Source organism: Hydrogenophaga electricum, assembly GCF_030160815.1.
GTDB lineage: Bacteria > Pseudomonadota > Gammaproteobacteria > Burkholderiales > Burkholderiaceae_C > Hydrogenophaga > Hydrogenophaga electricum.
Map to the genome: position 1 here is coordinate 255,448 of NZ_BSPB01000001.1, position 22,009 is coordinate 277,456.

The 22,009-nt window shown below is 67.8% G+C and carries 18 protein-coding genes and 2 tRNA genes; 11 read left to right on the forward strand and 9 right to left on the reverse strand.

Translation table 11 applies throughout. The features are described 5' to 3' along the window. Positions 1–3,153 (forward strand): efflux RND transporter permease subunit, encoded by a 3,153-nt coding sequence (locus QQK43_RS01180; protein WP_284306286.1) that lies wholly within the window; start codon positions 1–3, stop codon positions 3,151–3,153. Next, positions 3,146–4,552 carry an efflux transporter outer membrane subunit gene (locus tag QQK43_RS01185; protein WP_284306288.1) on the forward strand — a complete coding sequence of 469 codons (1,407 nt, stop codon included), beginning with the start codon at positions 3,146–3,148 and terminating at the stop codon, positions 4,550–4,552. Before QQK43_RS01180 ends, QQK43_RS01185 begins: the two co-directional genes overlap by 8 nt. 60 nt (positions 4,553–4,612) lie before the next feature. On the opposite strand, the gene QQK43_RS01190 is transcribed toward QQK43_RS01185, so the two are convergent. From QQK43_RS01190 to earP, 4 genes are all read right to left on the reverse strand, one after another. Continuing rightward, positions 4,613–5,500, reverse strand: coding sequence for an LOG family protein (locus tag QQK43_RS01190; protein ID WP_284306289.1), 888 nt, complete (start codon positions 5,498–5,500; stop codon positions 4,613–4,615). A 44-nt stretch (positions 5,501–5,544) separates the two neighbouring features. Beyond that, on the reverse strand, positions 5,545–6,423 hold the full coding sequence (locus tag QQK43_RS01195) for an AEC family transporter (protein ID WP_284306290.1): 879 nt from the start codon (positions 6,421–6,423) through the stop codon (positions 5,545–5,547). Positions 6,424–6,560: 137 nt separating this feature from the next. Then, positions 6,561–7,115, reverse strand: a complete 555-nt coding sequence (gene efp / locus QQK43_RS01200; protein WP_234263121.1) for an elongation factor P — start codon at positions 7,113–7,115, stop codon at positions 6,561–6,563. 325 nt (positions 7,116–7,440) lie between these two features. Continuing rightward, the gene (gene earP, locus QQK43_RS01205) at positions 7,441–8,508 is read right to left on the reverse strand and encodes an elongation factor P maturation arginine rhamnosyltransferase EarP (protein WP_234263120.1); all 1,068 of its coding nucleotides are present in this window, start codon (positions 8,506–8,508) and stop codon (positions 7,441–7,443) included. A gap of 17 nt (positions 8,509–8,525) precedes the next feature. Here earP and uvrC point away from each other — a divergent pair, with 17 nt between their 5' ends. From uvrC to QQK43_RS01220, 3 genes are read left to right on the forward strand one after another with little or no spacing between them, the layout of a single operon-like run. Continuing rightward, positions 8,526–10,595: an excinuclease ABC subunit UvrC gene (gene uvrC / locus QQK43_RS01210; RefSeq protein ID WP_284306291.1), complete on the forward strand. Its 2,070-nt coding sequence runs from the start codon at positions 8,526–8,528 to the stop codon at positions 10,593–10,595. A gap of 27 nt (positions 10,596–10,622) precedes the next feature. Continuing rightward, positions 10,623–11,192, forward strand: a complete 570-nt coding sequence (gene pgsA / locus QQK43_RS01215) for a CDP-diacylglycerol--glycerol-3-phosphate 3-phosphatidyltransferase (RefSeq protein WP_284306293.1) — start codon at positions 10,623–10,625, stop codon at positions 11,190–11,192. Positions 11,193–11,205: 13 nt separating this feature from the next. Continuing rightward, entirely contained in the window at positions 11,206–12,108 is a 903-nt protein-coding gene (locus QQK43_RS01220; protein ID WP_284306294.1) for a DMT family transporter, read from the forward strand. Here QQK43_RS01220 and QQK43_RS01225 read toward each other — a convergent pair. After that, complete coding sequence (locus QQK43_RS01225; RefSeq protein ID WP_284306295.1) at positions 12,056–13,030, reverse strand: LysR family transcriptional regulator; 975 nt, start codon at positions 13,028–13,030, stop codon at positions 12,056–12,058. The two genes, QQK43_RS01220 and QQK43_RS01225, sit on opposite strands and share 53 nt — an antisense overlap. Positions 13,031–13,132: 102 nt before the next feature. Here QQK43_RS01225 and QQK43_RS01230 point away from each other — a divergent pair, with 102 nt between their 5' ends. The 6 genes from QQK43_RS01230 (at position 13,133) to QQK43_RS01255 (ending at position 17,937) form a co-directional block, all read left to right on the forward strand. Beyond that, positions 13,133–14,227, forward strand: coding sequence for a tartrate dehydrogenase (locus tag QQK43_RS01230; RefSeq protein WP_234263112.1), 1,095 nt, complete (start codon positions 13,133–13,135; stop codon positions 14,225–14,227). A gap of 259 nt (positions 14,228–14,486) precedes the next feature. Beyond that, entirely contained in the window at positions 14,487–14,798 is a 312-nt protein-coding gene (locus QQK43_RS01235) for an HU family DNA-binding protein (protein ID WP_284306318.1), read from the forward strand. Positions 14,799–14,819: 21 nt separating this feature from the next. Further along, a tRNA-Val gene (locus QQK43_RS01240) sits at positions 14,820–14,895 on the forward strand. 62 nt (positions 14,896–14,957) lie between these two features. After that, complete coding sequence (locus tag QQK43_RS01245; protein WP_284306296.1) at positions 14,958–16,862, forward strand: SurA N-terminal domain-containing protein; 1,905 nt, start codon at positions 14,958–14,960, stop codon at positions 16,860–16,862. A gap of 48 nt (positions 16,863–16,910) precedes the next feature. Further along, positions 16,911–16,986, forward strand: a tRNA-His gene (locus QQK43_RS01250). A gap of 546 nt (positions 16,987–17,532) precedes the next feature. Next, positions 17,533–17,937, forward strand: coding sequence for a transcriptional repressor (locus tag QQK43_RS01255; protein WP_234263072.1), 405 nt, complete (start codon positions 17,533–17,535; stop codon positions 17,935–17,937). 18 nt (positions 17,938–17,955) lie between these two features. Here QQK43_RS01255 and QQK43_RS01260 read toward each other — a convergent pair whose 3' ends face one another. Genes QQK43_RS01260 through QQK43_RS01275 form a run of 4 tightly spaced genes read right to left on the reverse strand, consistent with a single transcriptional unit; the run spans position 17,956 to position 21,966 of the window. Next, a complete protein-coding gene (locus tag QQK43_RS01260; RefSeq protein WP_284306298.1) occupies positions 17,956–19,293 on the reverse strand; it encodes a four-carbon acid sugar kinase family protein in 1,338 nt (445 codons plus the stop codon). After that, a complete protein-coding gene (locus QQK43_RS01265) occupies positions 19,290–20,570 on the reverse strand; it encodes a ribulose-bisphosphate carboxylase large subunit family protein (protein WP_284306299.1) in 1,281 nt (426 codons plus the stop codon). Before QQK43_RS01265 ends, QQK43_RS01260 begins: the two co-directional genes overlap by 4 nt. 10 nt (positions 20,571–20,580) lie before the next feature. Beyond that, the gene (locus tag QQK43_RS01270) at positions 20,581–21,123 is read right to left on the reverse strand and encodes a VOC family protein (protein WP_234263067.1); all 543 of its coding nucleotides are present in this window, start codon (positions 21,121–21,123) and stop codon (positions 20,581–20,583) included. A gap of 48 nt (positions 21,124–21,171) precedes the next feature. Then, complete coding sequence (locus tag QQK43_RS01275) at positions 21,172–21,966, reverse strand: transporter substrate-binding domain-containing protein (protein ID WP_234263066.1); 795 nt, start codon at positions 21,964–21,966, stop codon at positions 21,172–21,174. Positions 21,967–22,009: the final 43 nt, after the last annotated feature.

Sequence of the window (22,009 nt, forward strand, 5' to 3'; positions counted from 1 at the left end):
ATGGCGAAGTTTTTCATCGACCGCCCCATCTTTGCGTGGGTGATCGCCCTGTTCATCATGGTGCTCGGGGCCGTGTCCATCACGCAGCTGCCGATCGCCCAGTACCCACCGGTGGCGCCGCCCGCCATCGTGGTTTCGGCCGCCTATCCCGGCGCGTCGGCCCAGACGCTCGAAGACAGCGTGCTGTCGGTCATCGAGCGCGAGATGAACGGCTCGCCCGGCCTGATCTACATGGAGTCGGTGGCGCAGGCCGACGGCTCCGGCAGCATCACGCTGAGTTTCGAGGCCGGCACCAACGCCGATCTGGCGCAGGTGGATGTGCAGAACCGGCTGTCGCGGGCCACGCCACGCCTGCCCGCTGCGGTGACGCAGCAAGGCGTGCGCGTGGACAAGTCGCGCAGCAACTTCCTGCTGTTCACCATCCTGTCGAGCGATGACCCGAAGTGGGACCCGGTGGCGCTGGGCGACTATGCCGCTCGCAACATCGTGCCGGAAATCCAGCGCATCCCTGGCGTGGGCCAGGCCCAGCTGTTCGGTACCGAGCGCGCCATGCGGGTCTGGATCGACCCGGCCAAGCTGCTGGGCCTGAACCTCAGCGCGGCCGATGTGACCACCGCCATCCGCGCGCAGAACGTGCAGGTGTCGGCTGGCGAAATCGGGGCCCTGCCCAACGTGGCCGGCCAGAGCATCGCCGCCACCGTGGTCGTCAACGGCCAGTTCAGCACGGTCGAGCAGTTCGGCGACATCGTGCTGCGGGCCGGCAGCGACGGCTCGACCGTGCGCCTCAAGGACGTGGCACGAATCGAACTGGGCGCCCAGGCCTACGCCACGGAAGCCCGTCTCAACGGCCAGCCTTCCACCGGTATCGGTGTGCAACTGGCGCCCAGTGGCAACGCCATGGCCACCGCCGAGGCGGTGCGCGCCAAGATGACCGAACTGGAGCGCTACTTCCCCGAAGGCATGCAGTGGGCCATCCCCTACGACAGCTCGCGCTTCGTGAAGATCTCCATCCAGCAGGTGGCCGAAACGCTGCTGGAAGCCGTGGCACTGGTGTTCCTGGTGATGTTCCTGTTCCTGCAGAACTGGCGCTACACCGTGATCCCGACCATCGTGGTGCCGGTGGCACTGCTGGGCACCTTTGCGGGCCTGCTGGCATTGGGCTTCTCGATCAACGTGCTGACCATGTTCGGCATGGTGCTGGTGATCGGTATCGTGGTGGACGACGCCATCGTGGTGGTGGAGAACGTCGAGCGCATCATGAGCGAAGAGGGCTTGCCGCCGCTGCAGGCCACGCGCAAAGCCATGGGCCAGATTTCGGGCGCCATCATCGGCGTGACCGTGGTGCTGATCTCGGTGTTCGTGCCGCTGGCTTTCTTCAGTGGCGCTGTCGGCAACATCTACCGCCAGTTCGCCGCGGTGATGGGCATGTCCATCGCCTTCTCGGCCTTCATGGCGCTGTCGCTCACGCCGGCGCTGTGCGCTACGCTGCTCAAACCGGTGGAGGCGGGGCACCATCACGAGAAGAAGGGTTTCTTCGGCTGGTTCAACCGTGGCTTCTCCCGCACCGCCAAGCGCTACGAAAAGGGCGTGGCGGCGCTGTTGCCGCGCGCCGGCCGCACGCTGGTGATCTATGCCGCCATCGTGGCCGCCGCCGCCGTGGTCTACAACCGCCTGCCCACGTCGTTCCTGCCGAACGAAGACCAGGGCAACATGCTCGTGAACGTGCAACTGCCGCCGGGGGCCACCCGCGAGCGCACGCTGGAAGTGATGAAGCAGGTGGAAGGCTTCGTGTTGCAGCAACCCGAAGTGGAGAGCATGGTGAGCGTGCTGGGCTTCAGCTTCTCCGGGCAGGGGCAGAACGCCGCGCTGGCGTTCGTGACCCTCAAGGACTGGACCGAACGCACCGGGCCGGGCAGCTCGGCCCAGGCGCTGGCTGGCCGTGCCTTCGGCGCGCTGTCGGGCATCCGCGATGCGTTCATCTTTCCGCTGAGCCCACCACCGATCCCCGAGCTCGGGGCGTCGTCGGGCTTCACGTTCCGCCTGCAGGACCGCGCCGGTCGTGGGCACGAAGCGCTGGTCGCCGCGCGCAACCAGTTGCTGGGCATGGCATCGCAGAGCAAGGTGCTGACCCAGGTGCGCCCGGACGGCCTGGAAGACGCGCCGCAGTTGCAGCTCGACATCGACCGCGACAAGGCCAACGCGCAAGGGGTGGACTTCGCGTCCATCAGCACCGCTATCGGCACCGCGCTGGGTTCCAGCTACGTGAACGACTTCCCGAACGCCGGCCGCCTGCAACGGGTGGTGGTGCAGGCCGACGCGGCCGCCCGCATGCAGCCGGAAGACCTGCTGCGCCTGAACGTGCTCAACAGCAAGGGGCAGGCGGTGCCACTGTCTGCCTTCGCCAGCACCCACTGGGTCACCGGCCCGATGCAGACCGTGCGCTACAACGGCTACCCGTCCATGCGCATCAGCGGTGGCGCGGCGCCCGGCTTCAGCACCGGTGACGCCATGGCCGAAATGGAAAAGCTGGCGGCGCAACTGCCGCAGGGCTTCGGTTTCGAATGGACCGGCCAGTCGCGCGAAGAAAAGCTGGCGGGTTCGCAGGCGCTCATCGTCTACGCGTTTGCCATCCTGGCGGTGTTCCTCTGCCTGGCAGCGCTGTACGAAAGCTGGTCGATTCCGTTCTCGGTGATTCTGGTGGTGCCGCTGGGTGTGCTCGGCGTGCTGCTGGCCACGCTGCTTCGCAACTATGCCAACGACGTGTACTTCCAAGTGGGGCTGATCACCATCATCGGCCTGTCGGCGAAGAACGCCATCCTGATCATCGAATTTGCCAAGGACCTGCAGGCCCAGGGCAAGAGCGTGATCGAAGCCGCGCTGGCGGCGGCGCACCTGCGCTTCCGTCCCATCGTCATGACCTCCATGGCCTTCACGCTCGGCGTGCTGCCGCTGGCCATCGCCTCCGGGGCCGGTTCCGCCAGCCAGCGGGCCATCGGTACCGGCGTGATCGGCGGCATGATCACCGGCACCGCGCTGGCGGTGATCTTCGTGCCGATCTTCTTTGTGGTCGTGCGTTCGCTGTTCAAGGGCAGCGCCCGCCAGCAACAGTTTGCGGCCGAACATTCGCACATCGGAGCCAAGAGCGATGAGTGACCTTGCTACCCCCCTGACCCGTTTCTCCCGCTCCGGCCGCTGGGCGCTCGGTGCCCTGGCCCTGGCCGCGCTGTCCGCCTGTTCGCTCACGCCCGAGTACCAGCGCCCCGAGGCGCCCGTGCCCGCCACGTTCAGTGGTGCGCCGGCCGCACAGGCCGCTGCTGCCGCCGCCCTGCCGGCCTGGAGCGATTTCGTGGCCGACGAGCGCCTGCGCGAAGTGGTCCGGCTGGCATTGGCCAACAACCGCGACCTGCGCGTGGCAATGGCCAATGTCGAACAGGTCCGTGCCCAGTACCAGATCGCCCGCGCCAACGTGGCGCCCACGCTGAACGTGGGCGTGACGGGCGAGCGTGTGGCCACCGAAGGCGGCAACATCAGCAGCACCTACACCGCCGGCCTGCTGGTGAGCGCCTGGGAGATCGATTTCTTCGGCCGCCTCGGCAGCCTGCGCGAAGCGGCGCTGGCCAACTTCCTGGCCAGCGAAGAAGCCTTGCATGCGGCGCAGACCAGCCTGGTGGCGGCCGTGACGAGCACCTGGCTGACGCTGCAGGCCGATGAGGAACTGCTGGCGCTGACGCGCGACACCCAGGTCACGCGCGACGAATCACTGCGCCTGACGCGCCTGCGGTTCGAGAACGGCGCTTCGTCCGCGCTGGACCTGCGGCAGGCCGAGTCGCTGGCGGCCACCGCGCGGGCCACGCTGGCCCAGCAGCAGCGCCAGCGCGAACAGGACCGCAATGCGCTGGCTTTGCTGGTGGGGCAGGCGGTGCCGGCCGAATGGCTGCCGCAGGTGCCTTCGGCCCAAACCGTTGCCCTTCCCGATGTGCCCGAAGGCCTGCCTTCGGACCTTCTGGAGCGCCGTCCGGACATCCGCCAGGCCGAGCAGCAATTGCGTGCGGCCAATGCCAACATCGGCGCGGCCCGTGCGGCTTTCTTTCCGCGTATCTCGCTGACCTCGTCGCTGGGTTCGGCCAGCACCGAGCTGTCGGGGCTGCTCAAGGACGGCTCCTGGGGTTTCACGCTGGCACCGCAGGCGCTGCTGCCGATCTTTGATCTCGGCCGCAACCAGGCCTCGCTCGGCGCGGCCCGCGCCGCACGCGACGGCGCCGTGGCCCAGTACGAGAAGAGCATCCAGACCGCGTTCCGCGAAGTGGCCGACGCGCTGGCCGGCCGGGCCACCCTGGGCGAACAGCTCAAGGCGCAGGAAGACCTCGTGCGTGCCGAGTCCGACCGCATGCGTCTGGCCGAGCTGCGTTACCGCAACGGCGTGGCCAGCTACCTCGACGTGCTCGATGCCCAGCGTTCGCTGTTCACGGCCCGGCAGGCGCAGGTGCAGACCGCGCTGGCGCAGCGCCTGAACCAGGTCACGCTGTACAAGGCCCTGGGCGGCGGCTACTGAAGCATCCCTGGCGCGGCGTCTGCCGCGTCCCGGTGGCCCGCCGCCGGCGGGCCACCCTGTTTATCCGCAGCGCGACGGCACGTCCGGCAGGTTGTAGAACGCCAGGATGTGTTCCCAGGCCGTCTGCGGGTCGTCCACGTACTTGACCAGGTTCACGTCTTCCGGCGAGATCGTGCCTTCTTCCACCAGCAGATCGAGGTTGAGCAGCCGGCGCCAGTAGTCGCTGCCGAACAGCACGATGGGGACCGGCTTGGCTTTCTGGCACTGCACGAGCGTGATGACCTCGAACAGCTCGTCCAGCGTGCCGAAACCGCCGGGGAACGCCACCAGGGCCTTCGCGCGCATCATGAAGTGCATCTTGCGCATCGCGAAGTAGTGGAACTTGAAGCCCAGGTCGGGTGTGACGTAGGCGTTGCCCGACTGCTCGTGCGGCAGCGTGATGTTGAGCCCCACATTCAGGGCCCCTTCGTCGTGGGCGCCCCGGTTGGCGGCTTCCATGATGCCGGGCCCGCCGCCGGTGCAGACGAACATCTGCTCCTCGCGCGGGCAGTGCCGGCTGTAGCGGGCGACGATGCGCGCGAATTCACGGGCTTCGTCGTAGTAGTGGGCGTTGCGCATCAGGGCGCGTGCCTTGGCGATGGTGCGTGCATCGCCCCCGGCCTCGGCGGCGGCGAGCTGTTCGGCGGCCACCGCGGGTTCGCGGATGCGGGCGCTACCGAACACCACGACGGTGTGCTGAACGCCCATGCTGGCCTGCGCCAGATCGGGTTTGAGCATTTCCAGCTGGATGCGGATGCCCCGGGTTTCCCGCCGGAGCATGAACTCGGGGTCGGCGAAGGCCAGGCGGTAGGCGTCGGCGGTCAGGGCGGTGCCGTTGTTGGACTGGGCCTGCAGCTCGGCCCAGGCGTCGGCCAGGCGCTGTTCGCTCAGGTGCTGGGTGGGTTGCATCGAGAGGGTCCTTTCAGCGGTGTCTTGAAACGGGAGGATGGCGCTCAGAGCCCGAGCGCGAGGGCCAGCGGGACAAAGACCACGGACAGGGCATTGCCCAGCATGATCATTGCGCCCACCTTGTCGGGTTCCTGGCCATAACGTTCGGCAAGCATGTACTGCACCACGGCGGGTGGCAGGGCGGCAAACAGCAGCAACTGGCCCCGCGCCGCACCTTCCAGGCCGAGGGCCCAGGCCAGCGGAATGCCCAGCGCGAGTCCGATCAGTGGGCGGGCCAGGGCACCGAGCAGGCCCTGTGCAAGGCCGCTGCGGGTGAGCGATGTCAGGCGCGTTCCCAGGGCAAAGAGCATCATGGGCAGCAGGGCGTCGCCCAGCAGCTTCATGCCGGCCAGCGCCGGGGCGGGAGGGCGCAGGTCGGTCAGCGCGCTGGCGAAACCCAGTGCGGTACCGATCATCAAGGGGCTGGTGAGCAGGTCGCGGGTGCGCGCCACGCGGCTGGTGATGCGTGCCCCGACAGAAAAATGCAGCAGGTTGCTGACCGCGAACAGGGCAACGGCGGCCCCGAAATTCGCGGTGCCGAAGGCCAGCAGAGCCAGCGGCAGGCCCATGTTGCCGCAGTTGTTGAACATGATCACCGGCACCAGGGTGCGCGGTTCGGCGCCGAAGCGGCGCGCCAGGGGCCAGGCCAGCAGGCCACTGCCCAGGATCAGCACGGTGCCGCCGATGAGCAGCGGCACATGGGCGGAGAGCTGGAAGTCGCGGTCGGCCAGGGCGGCATACACCAGCAGCGGCGCCAGCACATCCAGCGCGATGCGGTTGAAGGCACCGAGGTCTGGCGCGTGCCGGCGCCCGTAGGTGTAGCCGATCGCCACGATCAGGAAGACCGGGACGATCACGTCGGCGATGCGGGACAGCAGTTCCATGGTGGGGGCGAAAAAAAGGCTCCGTCAGGAGCCTGGGTGGGAGGTCGCCAACGGCCTCCCGCCGGGGCGCGCTGGAGGCCGTCCGTCCTGTCGGGGAGCGGCGATCCGCGCAGCGCCGGCGCGTGCAAGCACGGTGTTCAGACGCGCTTGCGGTATTCGCCGGTGCGGGTGTCGATTTCGATCTTGTCATCCTGGGCCACGAACAGCGGCACGGCGACTTCGAAACCGGTGGCGATCTTGGCGGGCTTGAGCACCTTGCCCGAGGTGTCGCCCTTGACGGCGGGTTCGGTCCAGGTGATCACGCGCTCGACGCTGGTGGGCAGTTCGACCGAGATGGCTTTGCCGTCGTAGAACACCACTTCCACGGCCATGCCGTCTTCCAAGTAGTTCAGGGCATCGCCCATGTTCTCGGCTTCCACCTCGTACTGGTTGTACTCGGTGTCCATGAACACGTACATCGGGTCGGCGAAGTAGGAGTAGGTGCACTCCTTGTGGTCCAGGATGATCTGGTCCATCTTGTCGTCGGCCTTGAACACGACTTCGGTGCCGATGTTGCCCAGCAGGCCCTTGAGCTTCATGCGGACGGTGGCCGCGCCGCGGCCGCCGCGGGCGTATTCGGTGCGCAGGACGATCATCGGGTCCTTGCCGTGCATGATGACGTTGCCGGCGCGGATTTCTTGGGCGATTTTCATGGTGAATCTGGGAGTAGGTAGGGTTCCAGCCGCGGGGCAGGGGTCCCACCCCATGCGGAACTTCCGGCGGCAAAGCGGGCCGTGGCCCTTTGCAAAACCTGCGATTTTAACCAATCCCGATGGCGCCCCGCCTGTCCAGCCCTTCGATGCTGGCCGCGTTGCGCCAGATCCGCATCGCGTTGGCATTCCCGATGAGCACGGGATGATGCTCACGCACCGGGGGTCGGGGCCCGAGTTGCCGGCGGTCGCGGTGTTGCGGGAGGCGTTCCTGCGTGTGGCACCGGCGCTGAGCGAGGGGCGCGCCGGCTGAGCCACGCCGGCGGGGTCAGTGGGGCGCGGTGGCCGCCACGAAATCCAGCAGTTGCGACACCAGATCGGGTTGCGCGAGCAGCCGTTCCCGGGCGCGGGCCAGTGTGGCTACCCAGTCCATCGGATCGTGAGCGGGCATGTCTTGCGGCGTGTCGGCGTTCCAGCAGCGGTGCACCGAACGCAGGTCGGGCGGGGCGTCCAGCCAGTCCAGGAAGGCCGCCAGCTTGGCGTGGTGGGCGCCGTCGTGTTGCGGGTAGATGTGCCAGACCAGCGGCCGGCCGGCCCACAGGGCGCGCACCAGCGAGTCTTCACCCCGCACCCAGTTGGTGTCGCTGGCCCAGAGGCCTTCGTCGAATTCGGCCTGGCTGCAAGGGGGGCGCCAGGTCAGGCGCAACGGGCCGTGCTGTGTGGCCGGGCCCAGGTGCTGGCGCACCGCGGCGGCGGCGCGACCCGGGGCCACCAGCACGTGGGCGGGGGGCTGGTCGGGTGCGCGCAGCCTGTCCAGCCAGGCGGGCAGGCCGGCAGGTTCGTAGCAGAACAGGTTGTGCACGGGTTCGCCCTGCCAGCCGTCGGCGTGCCGATGCAGCCAGGCGCTGCGGTCGAAGCGGACCTGGCGTGCCGCCAGGTCGGTTTCGCGCAGCAGGCCGCCCGTGTCCGGCGTGAAGCCGGGGTAGAAGAAGTGTTTGGTGCGGCCGGCCAGGGGGCCGTTGAGCACGGGTGAAGGCAGGCGGTGCATGCGCGCCACGTAGCTTTCGGCGCTCAGGTATTCCAGGTTGATCCAGGGGCCGGGCCGTGGGGCCACGGCCAGCACCCAGTCCGGCGGGATGTCGCAGCCGAAGGTTTCGACGAGCACATCGCCGGGGGCCAGCCCGGTTGGCGGCATGCCTTGCCAGGGCCGCACCTGCACGTCCGGGTCGCCTTCGGGCGCCATCCACGCGAGCGCCGAGGCGTCGTCCACCCACAGACGGACGCGTTGGCCACGAGCGGCCAGCCCCTGCGAGAAGCGCCAGCCCACGCCGATGTCGCCGTGGTTGTCGACCACGGTGCAGAAAACGTCCCAGAGCAGCGAAGGCATGGCGCGCATTGTCCACAATAGCGCCCATGACCGATGCCCCGTCCGACGCCGACAAACCCGCGCACAGCCAGGCGTTGCTGGCCCAGGTGACCGCACTGCCGCCCTTGCCCGGCGTCTACCGCTATTTCGACGCCCAGGGCCAGGTGCTCTACGTGGGCAAGGCGCGCAACCTGAAGAAGCGCGTCAGCAGCTATTTCCAGAAGAACCACGATGGCACGCGCATCGGCCACATGGTCAGCCGCATCGTGCGCATGGAGACCACGGTGGTGCGCTCCGAAGCCGAGGCGCTGCTGCTGGAAAACAACCTGATCAAGACGTTGAACCCCAAGTTCAACATCCTGTTTCGCGACGACAAGAGCTACCCCTACCTGAAGATCACCGGCACGCGCGAAACCTACCGCACCGCCGGTGCCTTGCCCGTGCCGTCCCTGGCGTTCCCGCGCATGGCCTATTACCGGGGCGTGGTGGACCGGCGCCACAGCTACTACGGGCCGTACCCGAGCGCCTGGGCGGTCAAGGAGTCGATCACGCTGCTGCAGAAAGTGTTTCGCCTGCGCACCTGCGAGGACACGGTGTTCACCAACCGCACGCGGCCCTGTCTGCTCTACCAGATCAAGCGCTGCAGCGGCCCCTGCGTCGACCTGGTCGATTCGGAAGACTACGGGCGCGACGTGGCGGCGGCCGAGCGCTTCCTGCGTGGCGAGACCCAGCAGGTGCTGGACGAGCTGGAAATGCGCATGATGGCGCACGCCGACCGGCTCGAATTCGAGCAGGCGGCCGAAATCCGCAACCAGATGAGCGCGCTGTCCAGGGTGCTGCACCAGCAGGCCATGGAAAGCGCCAGCGACCGCGACGTGGACATCCTGGCCGTGCGCGTGCTCGGCGGCAAGGCTTGCGTGAACCTGGCCATGGTGCGCGGTGGCCGCCACCTGGGCGACCGGCCGTACTTTCCCGCGCACGTGGACGATGCCACCCAGATCGACGAGGGCCTGGGCACGGAAGGTGGCGCGTCGCCGGTGGCCGGTGCGGACCCGCTGGAGCGCGTGCACGTGCGCGTGCTCGAGGCCTTTATCGCCCAGCATTACCTGGGCACCGCGCTGCCGCACACACTGGTGACCAGCCACGCCGTCAGCAAGGCCCTGATGGAGGCCCTGACCGAGCAGAACGGCGCCCGCGTGCACGCGGTGCACCAGCCGCGCGAGCACCGCCGCGCCTGGCTCGACATGGCGCAGAAGAACGCCGAGATCGCGCTGGCACGGTTGCTGGCCGAAGAGGGGTCGCAGCAGGCGCGCACCCGTGCGCTGGCCGAAGCGCTGGGCCTGCCGGACGACAACCTCGACGAGCTGCGCATCGAGTGTTTCGACATCTCGCACACGGCGGGCGAGTCGACCCAGGCCTCGTGCGTGGTGTTCGAGGCACACAAGATGCAGAACAGCCAGTACCGCCGCTACAACATCGACGGCATCACGCCGGGCGACGACTACGCCGCCATGCGCCAGGTGCTGCTGCGGCGTTACGGCAGGATCGCCGAGGCCTTGCGCGCCGAGCAGGGCGAGGCCCTGGCGGAGGCGCCGGAGCGCAGCGACGACGCGCCCGATCCGGCGGTCGTGGCAGCCGCCGAATCGGCCGAACCGCCCAAGGGACCGCGCATGCCCGACCTGGTGCTGGTCGACGGGGGCAAAGGCCAGGTGTCGATGGCGCGTGAGGTGTTCCAGCAACTGGGCCTGGACCTCGCGCTGATCGTCGGTGTGGAAAAGGGCGAAGGCCGCAAGGTCGGGCTGGAAGAACTGGTGTTCGCCGATGGCCGCCCCAAGGTCTACCTGGGCCACGATTCGGCCGCGCTGATGCTGGTGGCGCAGATCCGCGACGAGGCCCACCGCTTCGCCATCACCGGCATGCGCGCGCAACGTGCCAAGGTGCGCACCGGCGGCAGCAAGCTCGAAGACATCCCGGGCGTGGGGCCCAAGAAGCGAGCCCGTCTGTTGCAACGCTTCGGCGGCGTGCGTGGGGTGGCGGCCGCCAGCGTGGAGGATTTGGCGACCGTGGACGGCATTTCGGCCGAACTGGCCGATGCCATCTACCGTGCGCTGCGCTAAGGGCGGGCTCCCGCATAATCACGCACCATGTTCTTCAACCTTCCCACCTTGCTGACCTGGGCGCGCATTGTTGCGATCCCGCTCATCATCGGCGTCTTTTACTGGGAAGGTCTGAACGCCGCGCAGCAGAACCTGCTGGCGACGGTGCTGTTCGTGGTGTTTGCCCTGACCGACTGGGCCGATGGTTACCTGGCCCGCAAGCTGAACCAGACCTCGGCATTCGGCGCCTTCCTCGATCCCGTGGCCGACAAGTTCCTGGTCTGTGCCAGTCTGCTGGTGCTGGTGCACCTGGACCGCGCCAACGTGTTCGTGGCGCTGATCATCATCGGTCGCGAGATCGCCATCTCGGCGCTTCGCGAATGGATGGCCATCATCGGTGCCACCAAGAGCGTGGCGGTGCACATGATCGGCAAGCTCAAGACCACGGTGCAGATGGTGGCGATCCCCTTCCTGCTGTTCAACGGCGTGCTGCTCGGCGTGGTCGACACGCACGTCTGGGGCACATGGCTGATCTGGGCCTCGGCCGTGCTGACGGTCTGGTCGATGGTCTATTACCTGCGCAAGGCCTTGCCGGAAATCCGCGCCAAGGCCCGATGAGTCGCGGGCATTCATGAGCGAACGCGCAACCGACACCCGGTGGCTCCAGGCCATGCCCTGGGTGTTCGTGCTGATCTGGAGCACGGGCTTCATCGTGGCGCGTTACGGCATGCCCTATGCACCGCCCATGAAGTTTCTGGCGGTGCGGTATGCGCTGTCCATCCTGTGTTTTCTGCCCTGGATCTGGTGGGCCGGCGTGCGCTGGCCTGGCGATCGGCGCCAGACCCTGCACCTGGCGGTCACCGGCGTGCTGATGCACGCGGCCTACCTGGGCGGCGTGTGGGCGGCGGTCAAGGCCGGCATGGGCTCCGGTTTATCGGCCTTGGTCGTCGGCATCCAGCCGGTGCTGACCGCAGTGTGGCTGTCCAGCGTGGGTGGGCAGGCGGTGTCGCGCCGGCAGTGGACCGGTCTGCTGCTGGGTTTTGCCGGCTTGGTGCTGGTGGTGTCGCGCAAATTCGGTTCGGGCGGGCCGGGCGACCAGGCCAACTGGCTGAACCTGTCTTTTGCCTTGCTGGCCTTGCTGGCCATCACCGCGGGCACGCTCTACCAGAAACGTTTCGTGAAACCGTGCGACGTGCGCACCGCCAACACGGTGCAATTGGCGGCGGCGCTGCTGGTGACGCTGCCGCTGGCGCTGCTGGAAGCCGAGCCCATGCAATGGAATGCCGAGCTGGCGGGCGCCATGGCCTGGTCGGTGCTCGGGCTGACCCTGGGTGGCAGTTCGCTGCTGTACCTGCTGATCCAGCGCGGTGCGGCGGCCTCGGTCGCCAGCCTGATGTACCTCGTGCCCCCGTGCACGGCGCTGATCGCGTGGCTGCTGTTCGGCGAACCCATCACGGTGGTGACGGTGGCCGGCATCGCGCTCACGGCGTTCGGCGTGAGCCTCGTGGTGCGCGTGCCGAAGCCGGTGGGCTGAGCTTCCAGGGCTCGGCCTCGAAGCGCTGCGCCAGAAAGTCCACCAGCAGCCGGATGCGGCGTGGCGTCTGCGGCCGGTAGGGCGCCAGCCAGTGGACATCGGCATCGGGCATGGACCATGCGGGCAGCACCCGCACCAGACCGCCGGCCGCGAGCCGGGGGGCCACGTCCCACAGGCTGCGCAGCATGATGCCGTGCCCGGCCAGGCACCAGTCGCGCACCATCTCTCCAGAATTGCTGCTCAGTGGCCCTTGCACGGCGACGCTGGCCTGGCGGCCGCTGCTGTCGTGGACCAGCCGCCATTCGTCGAAGCGTGGGTTGCTGGGATGGACGTTTTCGCGCACGGCCAGACAGTCGTGCCGGGCCAGGTCCTCGGGTTGCGCGGGTGCGCCGCGCGATTGCAGGTAGTGCGGCGCTGCCACCAGCACGCGCTGGTTGCGCGCCAGGCGCCGTGCCGTCCATTCGCCTGCGCGCCGCTGGGGCGCGTTCCAGAGCCAGATGGCACCGTCATAGCCCTCGACGGCCAGATCGGGCAACTGTTCGGTCAGGTGCAACTGCACCGTCACGGCGGGGTGGCGGCTCTGGAACTCGGCGAGGGCGGGCCCGAGCCAGTGTCGGCCGAACCCGAAGGTGGCGGCCAGGCGGATGCTGCCTGCCGGTTCGCGCCGTTGCTCGCGCAGGGATTCCTCCACGGCCTGGAAGGCGCCCAGCAGCCGCGTGGCCTGTTCACACAGGGCTTCGCCTTCGGCCGTGGGGCTCACGCGCCGCGTGGTGCGCAGAAACAGGCGCAGCCCGAGCTGCGCTTCCAGCGCGGCCAGGCGTTTGCTCACAGCGGGTGGGGCCACCTGCAGCACGCGGGCGGCGCCGGCGAGGCTGCCCTGGGCGCGGATGGCGCAGACCAGTTCGAGATCGGAGCGTTCCAATTCTTGCTCTGTAGGAATCAATGGGTTTCCGGATTATTGCCTTTGGCCGGCTTATGCTTGCGCATCCACCATCCGGTCCGAGGCCATTTTTCAGGAGACACCATGAGCAAAACCCATCGCATCGCTGTCATCGCCGGGGACGGCATCGGCAAGGAAGTCATGCCCGAAGGCCTGCGCGTGATGGAGGTCGCCGCGTCGAAGTTCGGCATCGACCTGCAGTTCGACCACTTCGATTTTTCGAGCTGGGACTACTGCGAGAAGCACGGCAAGATGCTGCCCGACAACTGGAAGGACCAGATCGGCGGTCACGAGGCCATCTACTTCGGCGCCGTGGGCTGGCCGGAGAAGATCGCCGACCACGTGTCGCTGTGGGGATCGCTGCTGCTGTTCCGCCGCGAGTTCGATCAGTACATCAACCTGCGTCCAGCGCGCCTGATGCCCGGCGTGACCGCGCCCGTGGTGCGGCGCGACGGCAGCCCGCGCCTGCCGGGTGAGATCGACATGATGATCGTGCGCGAGAACACCGAAGGCGAATACTCCAGCATCGGCGGGCGCATGTTTGAAGGCACGCCGCGCGAGATCGTGATGCAGGAGACGGTGATGTCCCGCCATGGGGTGGACCGCGTGCTCAAGTTCGCGTTCGACTTGGCCCAGTCGCGCCCCAAGAAGCATCTGACCAGTGCGACCAAGAGCAATGGCATTGCGATCACCATGCCCTACTGGGACGAGCGTGTGGCGGAAATGGCGAAATCGTATCCGGATGTGAAAGTGGACAAGTTCCACATCGACATCCTCACGGCCCACTTCGTGCAACGCCCGGACTTCTTCGATGTGGTGGTGGCCAGCAACCTGTTCGGCGACATCCTTTCCGACCTCGGCCCGGCATGCACCGGCACCATCGGCATTGCGCCCAGCGCCAACCTCAATCCCACGCGCGAACACCCTTCGCTGTTCGAGCCGGTGCACGGGTCGGCCCCCGACATTGCGGGGCAGGGCATCGCCAACCCGATCGGCCAGATCTGGTGCGGCGCGATGATGCTGGATTTCCTGGGCTACCGGGCCGCGCACGATGCGGTGCTCGGCGCGATCGAGGCCGTGCTGCAACCCGACAGCGGCGCGCCACGCACCCGCGACCTGGGTGGCACAGCCGGCACGCGCGACGTCGGACAGGCGATTGCCCAGGCACTTGCAGGCTGAGCGCGCGCCGCGCAAGGGCGGCGGGAACGCTGGCAAAAATTCACGGCTGCTGCGCATTCTGGTGCATCCGAGCGTCTAGAATGCCGCCTTTCGCGCGGGCAGGCAGACGGCGTGGCCGTTGCGTATTGACAGTCTGGCAAGCGCGTGGGTCTAATCCCATGGCATCGCGTCACCCGTGCCTCATTGGCGTCCGGCGTGATGCGCGCGTAGCAGGCCGCCTCTGTTGCGGCCTTTGTATTGCCCATCGGGCACTGCTCGGATCAACGATTTCCTTCCAACACTTCAAGAGGGGCTTTTCGTGAACAAAACAGAACTCGTCGAACACATCGCCAAGAATGCCGACATCTCCAAGGCTGCGGCGACCCGCGCCCTGGACTCGACCATTGCGGCCATCCGTACCACGCTGAAGAAGGGTGGTACCGTGTCGCTGGTGGGCTTTGGTTCGTTTGCCGTGACCAAGCGTCCCGCGCGCAAGGGCCGCAATCCCCGCACGGGCGCTGAGATTAAAATCAAGGCCGCCAAGGTGCCCAAGTTCCGTCCTGGCAAGGCGCTCAAGGACGCGCTGAACTGACGGCACCGGGAATTTCAGGTGGGGTGCTTAGCTCAGTCGGTAGAGCGGCGCCCTTACAAGGCGTAGGTCGGCGGTTCGACCCCGTCAGCACCCACCACCCCCAAAAGGCGAACCCGGGTTCGCCTTTTTTGTTGTTCGCCGATTTCAGGATAGCCAGGCATGTTCGATTCCATCCGCAACCACAAGAAGTACCTCATGGGCTTCTTGATGATCCTGATCATTCCCTCGTTCGTGCTGTTCGGCATCGAGGGGTACACCCGTTTCAATGAGCGCAGCGAACCGGTGGCCTCGGTGGATGGGCACGACATCACCAAGGCCGAATGGGACCAGGCCCACCAGGTCGAGGCCCAGCGCCTGCGCGAGTCCATGCCCGGCCTGGATGCACGCCTGCTCGACAGCGACGAAGCCCGCTACGCCACGCTGGACCGCTTGGTGCGGGACCGCGTGCTGGCCGTCGCTGCGGAAAAGGACCACCTCTACACCACCGACGCGCGCCTGGCGGCGGAACTGCAGCGCAACCAGGCGATTGCCACGCTGCGCAAGCCCGATGGCACGCTCGACGTCGAGGCCTATCGCGAGTTGCTGGCCCGCCAGGGCCTGTCGCCCGAAATGTTCGAGGCCCGCGTGCGCGCCGACCTTTCGCGCCAGCAGGTGCTGGGCGGCGTCACGGCATCGGTCCTGGTGACGCCGGCCGTGGCGGCACAGGCGCTGGAGCCGTTCTTCCAGCGCCGCGAAATTCGCGTGCAGATGCTCGCGGCCAAGGACTTTGCCGCCCGCGTGCAGCCCACGGAGGCCGAGATCGAGGCTTTCTACAACAGCAACCAGGCGCTGTTCCAGGCCCCGGAGCAGGTCGATGTCGAGTACCTCGTGCTCGATGCCGCTGCCCTGGCCAAGGAAGTCACGCTCAACGAAGCCGACCTGCGCGCGTATTACGACCAGAACGCGGTGGCGCTCTCCGGCGGTGAAGAGCGCCGCGCCAGCCACATCCTGCTGACGGTGCCAGCCGGCGCTTCGGCCGAACAAAAGGCCGCAGTGCGGCAGAAGGCGCAGGAATTGCTGGACCAGGTGCGCAAGGACCCGGCCAAGTTTGCCGAACTGGCCAAGGCCCACTCGCAGGACCCCGGTTCGGCGGCGCAAGGCGGTGACCTCGGCTTCTTCGGGCGCAACGCTATGGTCAAGCCCTTTGAGGACGCCGCGTTCGCGCTGGCCAAAGGGGGTATCTCCGATCTGGTGGAAAGCGAATTCGGTTTCCACATCATCGAACTCACCGACATTCGCGCACCCAAGGTTCGCAGCTTTGCGGAGATGCGTGCCCAGCTCGAAGGTGATCTGAAGAAGCAGCAGGCCCAGAAGCAGTTCAGCGAAGCGGCCGAAACCTTCAGCAACCTCGTCTACGAACAGGCCGACAGCCTACAGCCGGCGGCCGAACGTCTGAAGCTGACGGTGCAGACCGCCCAGGGTGTGACCCGCGAGCCGCGGCCCGACGCGGGCGTGCTGGGCAACCAGCGCTTGCTGGCGGCCCTGTTTGCGCCCGATTCGCTGGAGAAGAAGCAGAACACCGAGGCGCTGGAAACGGGCAGCGGGCAATTGACCTCGGCGCGGGTGACCCGCCACGAGGCGGCCCATACCAAGCCTCTGGCCGAGGTGCGCGAGCAGGTGCGCGCCCAACTGGTGGCGCAGCGCTCGGCACAGCTGGCCGGCGAAGCCGGTGCCCAGCGTCTGGAAGCCCTCAAGGCCGGTGGCGATGCCTCGGGTCTGCCGGCGGCGGTGACCGTGTCGCGCGACCAGCCCCAGGGGGTGTCGGCTGCGGTGCTGCGGGCGGCCCTGAGTGCGCCGGCGACCACCTTACCCGCCTGGGCGGGGGTGGATCTGGGCGCGCAGGGCTACGCCATCGTCAAGGTCGAGAAGCTGCTGCCCCGTTCCGAAGCGGAGGCCGCGCGCCGCACGCAGGAGCGCCAGCAGTACGCGCAATGGTGGACCACCGCTGAGGCGCAGGCCTACTACGAGACCCTCAAGGATCGCTTCAAGGTGCGTATCCTGGTGCCGGAACCGAAAAGACCCTGATGAAGTTCTGGAAACGCCTCGGGTTCAGGCTATAATCTTGGGCTTGCGGTGGCTGTAGCTCAGTTGGTAGAGTCCAGGATTGTGATTCCTGTCGTCGTGGGTTCGAGTCCCATCAGCCACCCCAGATAGTTCCCTGACAAAGCCCGGTTTTCACCGGGCTTTGTCGTTTCTGGCCATCACCGATGGGGTTGGGCGCCGGAGCCGCCTCCCGCCACAGTGCGGCGGAGCACTTTGTATGGTCCGCGGAGTTGAGGGAACGGCGGCATCAGGTACCGATGGGCTGTCTGCGCACATTGGATTTCCCTCCCGCTGTACCAGCCTGTAACAGCCATTCGTTGCTCCCGGCCGACCCGACCCGATCTGGGATGGCATCGTGGCGCCGGCAGCCCGTTGCAGCAGCGTCCCCATCCGTGGGCGTGGTGGTGGAAAAATTTTTCCGAATTAATGGGAATTATTCGCATTCAATGTTATGATGCAGTCATTGCAGCCAACCGGGCAGGGGATTTCCAGATGTTCGGGGGCTGCCAGTGTTTCATCGTGGGGCGACCCGGGGTTTCATCACCTCAAGGTCGTTTTTAGCTAGCCATCGGAAGACTTCCGACCAGCCATGCTTTTTTTCCCGCATTCCTGTCGACGTGGCGCGTTGCCAGCGCCCTGAGGGCCTTGACGCATGGAGCATCTGGACAAGCTCAAAACCACTGGCCTGAAGGTGACGCTGCCGCGCATCAAGGTGCTGGAGTTGTTTCAGCGCAGCGAACAACGCCACCTGGCCGCCGAAGACGTCTACCGCCAGATGGTCGGTCTGGGCATGGACCTGGGGCTGGCCACCGTGTACCGGGTGCTGGCGCAGTTCGAGCAGACGGGCATTCTCAAGAAGAGCCAGTTCGGGGGTGGGCGTGCCGTCTACGAACTGTGCGATGGCGAGCCGCACCATGGGCATCTGGTGTCGCTGCGCGACGGTGAGGTGCACGAATTCCACGATCCCGCCATCGAGGCGCGCCTGGAGGCGATCGCGCAGTCGCACGGCCTGGCCATGACGGATTACGTGGTGACGGTGTTTGGTCGCCCGGCTTGAGGGGGATGACGGCGGGGCTCAGGCCAGCCCGCGCAACAGCCGCTCGAACAGATCCACCGGGCCCATCTGCCCCCCTTTGAGCATCAGCTCCAGCCCATCCAGGGCGGGCTGATCGCTGCGTGCCCGACTGAGGGTGACGCCGGGCGCCAGCACGCCCTCGCAAGCCAGGCCCCAGAGCCCGAGCTTTTGCACGGCCAAGCTGGAGGTGTCGCCACCGGCGATGCCGATGCGCTGGAGCGGGCGGCTCGTCTGGGCGCACGCGTTGACGATGGCCGCCACCAGTTCGCCAGTGGCGTTGGCGACGGCGTGGGGATCGAGGTCGCCATGGCGGGCCTGCGCGTCGGTGTGGAGCAGCACGTGCTGGCCGGCGGCGAGGGCGGCGAGCACGCTCTGACACCGGTGGCGGGCCGCGGCCGGATCGCTCAACAAATCGCGAACATCGAGCGACAGCCGTTCGAAGGAATGGGCCGCCGCCACCTGCTCGCCCGTGCGGGGCGAGAGGCTGCCGGCAAACACGAACACCGGGCCCTGCGCCGGTCTCGGGGGCCGCAAGGGGGCCGATGCGGCTGGATGCGCATCGGCGGTCTCGGCCCAGTGGGCGGCCAGGGCCTGTTCCACGCCACTGGGGCCGACGGCCAGCAGAGGAGCCTGCAGCGCCTGGTGCCACAGCAGCCGCCCCACCGCGGCGAGGTCGGCGGGGCTGGCGATGTCGAACAGCACCGCGTCGGGTGCGTCGGCCAGCAGGTGCTGGAGCAGGGCGTCCTGCTGCGCGGGTGCGGTCTGGTAGCTCGGGTAATGCAGGCCAAGCACGCGGGGCAGGCCTTGTGCGGCCAGGTGGCGGCGCAGGTCGGCTTCGCCCATGGGCGTGACAGGGTGCCGGCTCATGGTGGGATGGCGGTCGATGCGGTGCACCTCGCCGCCGGTGCCGGCCGCAGCGAACAGCTGGCTGAAGCAGCAGTAACGCCCGATATTGGGCTGACCGCCGACGATCGGCACCCAGGCGGTGGGCAGGTGCGGGCGCAGGCAGCGCACCGCTTCGCCGATGCTGCCCACGTGCGGCGCGCTGTCAAAGGTGGAGCAGCATTTGTAGTGCACCACCGGCGCGCCCAGGCGGGCGAAAAAACGCCCGACGGGTTCGAGCTCGGTGGCCATCTCGGCCGGCCCCATGGCGCGTGCTGCGCCGGCGATGCCCACCGCGTCGAGCGGACCGGCGCGCTCCAGGTGCGCGGCGCTGGGCACACCCAGGAACAGCAGGCTGCGCAGGCCGGCCTGGGCCGTGGTGGCCAGGGTGTCGGTGGCGCCGGTGAAGTCGTCGCCGTACCAGGCCAGTCGGGGGCGGGCGGTGTCGGGGTTCACCGCGTTTTGGGGCCGAAGAAGTCCAGGGCGGCGGCCAGTTCGGGCGCCTCGCGCGCGGCGTCAGGCAGGGCGATGCCGGCGCGCGCCGCGGCCCAGGCCTGGCGGATGCTGGTGACGCCGGCGGCCGGCCCGCCCGGATGGGCCAGGATGCCGCCGCCCGACATGAACAGCAGGTCGTCGGTGCCGATGGCCGACCAGGTGGCGGGTACGGTGCCGGCCCACTGGCCGGAGGAGAAGGCGGGCATCACCGCGTCGTCGCAGCCTTCGGCCAGCGGCGCGAGGCAGTCGCGCGCGGACGCTTGCACCTCGGCGTCGGGCTGCGAGAACTTGCCCTGCAGGCCGTGCACATGCATGTGGTCGACGCCGGCCAGCCGCCACAGCGTCTGGTAGGCCTGGAAGCCAATGCCCAGCTGCGGGTGGCGCGAGAGCGCGCCGAAGCCGTTGCGGTGACCGTGGATGACCAGGGGGGTGTGGCGGCGCAGCGTCTGCACGGCCGAGAAGCCGCACCAGTTGAGGCTGACCATCACGCAGGAGCCGCCTTCGCGTTCCACCAGATCGGCGTGGCGCTTCATGGCCTCGGTTTCGTCGGTGATGTTGAAGGCCACCATCACGTGTTTGCCGGTGCGCGCCTGGTGGGCGCGCACGGCGGCCATCACGGCGGGCACGCGCTGGGCGAGCGGGGCGTGGTCGGGGTCGGCACAGACCTCGTCGTCCTTGATGAAGTCCACGCCGGCCGCGCACAGCTGCGCCACCAGTTCGGCCGTCTGCTGGGCCGAGAAGCCGACGTTGGGCTTGATGATGGTGCCCACCAGCGCGCCGTGGGTCACGCCGGTGAGTTTGCGCGTGCCGGTGATGCCGGCCACCGGGCGCTCGAAGCGGGCGCGGTAGCTGGCCGGCACCTGCATGGATTCGAGCCGCAGCCCGGTGACTTCGCCCAGGTCGTACAGATTGCCACTGACCGTGGCCGCGAGCGTCGGCAGGTTGGCGCCGATGTTGGCAGTGGGAAAGCTCACCCGCACCCGAGCGCGCCGCCACGGACCGCCCCGGCCCTGGCGGTCCAGCCAGGCGTTGGGCAGGCTGGGCGTTTCGGCCGCGGGCAGTTCGTCGAGCTGTTCGACCGTGGCGCGGGCACGTTCGCGCAGCGCGTCGGTTTCGCCCTGCACGCGGGTGAAGGTCCCGCAGGACTGTTCGCCCGCCATCACCTCGGCCACCTTCGCGGGTTCCAGGGGGGTTTCGATCAGGTAGGTGGCTTGCAGCCGGTCGGCGGGCGTCGTCATGGGCGAGAGGTCAGATCGTGCTCAGGTCGGGGAAGGGGCGCACCGGGTCGGTCACGCCGTCCCAGGTCAGGGAGGATTCGCGGATCAGGTCGAACATGCGGCCCTTGGGGCCGGCCACTTCCGACAGCTCGATCACGGTGCCCGGGTGGTACTCGGTGTCGAAGTAGATGAAGCGGCCCTTTTCACCGACCTCGCCCTGCATCTTGGGCTTGAAGCCTTGCGCCAGCAGGCGTTCCAGATCGGCGTCGTAGTCGCTGGTCCAGTAGGCGACGTGCTGCAGTCCGGTGCGCCCGGCCTGCAGGAAGTCGCGGTACATCGAGGGCACGTCGTTGCGGGTCTGGATCAGCTCCACCTGCACGAAGCCGGAGTTGGCCAGGGCCACCGAGTTGTGCGGCTCGTAGTCTTGTCCGTCGTACCGGTAGTGCTTGATCGGCACGCGCGGGTTGTAGTACCACGGGCCCACGCCCAGCGTGCGGCTCCAGTAGTCCATGGCGGCTTCGATGTCGTGCACGACATAGCCGAGTTGGCGGATTTCGCCGAAGTGGCGGCTCATGCGGATTCCTTCCTGTGTGGCGTGGGCGCGGGTGGCGGTGCCAGCCGCTTACTTGGCGCCGTCGATGATTTCTTTGGGGATGGCGACGCCGGCGTGCTTGAGGTGGATCTCATTGAGCTTGCCGTTGTGCAGATTGGTTTTGACCCAGCCGTTGACCCAGTTCATCAGCTCGGGCTGGTTCTTGCGCATGGCGATGCCGAGCTGGTAGGACTGGAGGATGAACTTGACCTCGAACTCGCGCGCCGGTGCGCGCTTGGCGATGGCCGCGATGATGGGCGGCGTGATGGCCACGATGTCGGTCTGGCCGCTGGCGGCGGCGGTGATGGAGGCGGCTTCATCGTCGAAGCGCACCACCTTGGCCTGGGGTGCACGCTCCGACAGGATCTTGTCCTGCGGGCCGCCGCGGGTCACGGCCACGGTCTTGCCGGCCAGGTCGTCGATGCCTTTGATCGCCAGGCTCTTGGGCGCGCCCACGGCGGCCTGGATGGCGCCGTAGGGAATGGAGAAGTCCACCGCCTTCTGGCGCTCGGGCGTGATCGACAGCGAGGAGATGATCAGATCGGCCTTGTTCGACAGCAGGTTGGGGATGCGCGCCGAGTTGGTGGTGTTGACGATCTCCAGCTCCACGCCCAGGTCCTTGGCCAGCAGCTTGGCCGCGTCCACGTCGGAGCCGGCGGGCTGCACCTTGTCGTCCACGTACCCGTAGAAGGGAGCGCTCAGGTCGATGCCGATGCGGATCTTGCCGGCGGCCTTGACGTCGGCCAGTTCGGCCAGCGCGGGCAGGCACAGGGTGGCGGCGGCAGTGGCCAGCAGGGTGCGGCGCAGGAAGCGGGAAGGGGTCATGGTGTGTCTCCGTTGGGGTGGTGGTGAAGGAAAAAGGGGCGCC

Bases quoted from the DNA above. Each gene is read 5' to 3' on its own strand.
- QQK43_RS01180 (WP_284306286.1), top strand. From the start codon at position 1: ATGGCGAAGTTTTTCATCGACCGCCCCATCTTTGCGTGGGTGATCGCC.
- QQK43_RS01270 (WP_234263067.1), bottom strand. From the start codon at position 21,123: ATGAGCCGCCACTTCGGCGAAATCCGCCAACTCGGCTATGTCGTGCAC.
- QQK43_RS01245 (WP_284306296.1), top strand. From the start codon at position 14,958: ATGTTCGATTCCATCCGCAACCACAAGAAGTACCTCATGGGCTTCTTG.
- QQK43_RS01275 (WP_234263066.1), bottom strand. From the start codon at position 21,966: ATGACCCCTTCCCGCTTCCTGCGCCGCACCCTGCTGGCCACTGCCGCC.
- QQK43_RS01190 (WP_284306289.1), bottom strand. From the start codon at position 5,500: ATGCAACCCACCCAGCACCTGAGCGAACAGCGCCTGGCCGACGCCTGG.
- QQK43_RS01230 (WP_234263112.1), top strand. From the start codon at position 13,133: ATGAGCAAAACCCATCGCATCGCTGTCATCGCCGGGGACGGCATCGGC.
- QQK43_RS01185 (WP_284306288.1), top strand. From the start codon at position 3,146: ATGAGTGACCTTGCTACCCCCCTGACCCGTTTCTCCCGCTCCGGCCGC.
- earP (WP_234263120.1), bottom strand. From the start codon at position 8,508: ATGCGCGCCATGCCTTCGCTGCTCTGGGACGTTTTCTGCACCGTGGTC.
- pgsA (WP_284306293.1), top strand. From the start codon at position 10,623: ATGTTCTTCAACCTTCCCACCTTGCTGACCTGGGCGCGCATTGTTGCG.
- QQK43_RS01255 (WP_234263072.1), top strand. From the start codon at position 17,533: ATGGAGCATCTGGACAAGCTCAAAACCACTGGCCTGAAGGTGACGCTG.
- QQK43_RS01195 (WP_284306290.1), bottom strand. From the start codon at position 6,423: ATGGAACTGCTGTCCCGCATCGCCGACGTGATCGTCCCGGTCTTCCTG.
- QQK43_RS01265 (WP_284306299.1), bottom strand. From the start codon at position 20,570: ATGACGACGCCCGCCGACCGGCTGCAAGCCACCTACCTGATCGAAACC.
- efp (WP_234263121.1), bottom strand. From the start codon at position 7,115: ATGAAAATCGCCCAAGAAATCCGCGCCGGCAACGTCATCATGCACGGC.
- QQK43_RS01220 (WP_284306294.1), top strand. From the start codon at position 11,206: ATGAGCGAACGCGCAACCGACACCCGGTGGCTCCAGGCCATGCCCTGG.
- uvrC (WP_284306291.1), top strand. From the start codon at position 8,526: ATGACCGATGCCCCGTCCGACGCCGACAAACCCGCGCACAGCCAGGCG.